Here is a 289-nt window from a genome sequence, read left to right as displayed (position 1 = left end):
TGCGCCATCGGGAGCAGGTCCAACCGATCGGCGAGCCGGTCGTTCCACGCACCCGGCGAGCCGAACAACTCGACGTCGAGCTTGGCGCGCTTGTAGAACAGCTGCAGGTCGTGCTCCCAGGTGTAACCGATAGCACCGTGCAACGTCAGCGCCGCATCGGCGGCAGCCGACCCGGCGGCGCAGACCTGCGCCTTGACCGCGGCCGCGAGCACCGCCGCGTCCGCGCGGCCCGCCTCGACCGACGCCGCAGCCAGGTAGACGATCGAACGGGCGGCCTCGACCTTGACCA

The 289-nt window shown here is 70.9% G+C and carries 1 protein-coding gene; it reads right to left on the bottom strand.

What is annotated here, in order from left to right; all coding sequences use genetic code 11:
• The coding region (locus ACL02T_RS35055) for an acyl-CoA dehydrogenase family protein (RefSeq protein ID WP_412835115.1) at nt 1-289 on the bottom strand (289 nt) is incomplete at both ends.

The sequence above is a fragment of the Pseudonocardia oceanicola genome (genome assembly GCF_047200735.1).
In the GTDB taxonomy this organism is placed as follows: Bacteria; Actinomycetota; Actinomycetes; order Mycobacteriales; family Pseudonocardiaceae; genus Pseudonocardia.
This window is presented reverse-complemented; position numbering and strand designations above follow the sequence as displayed.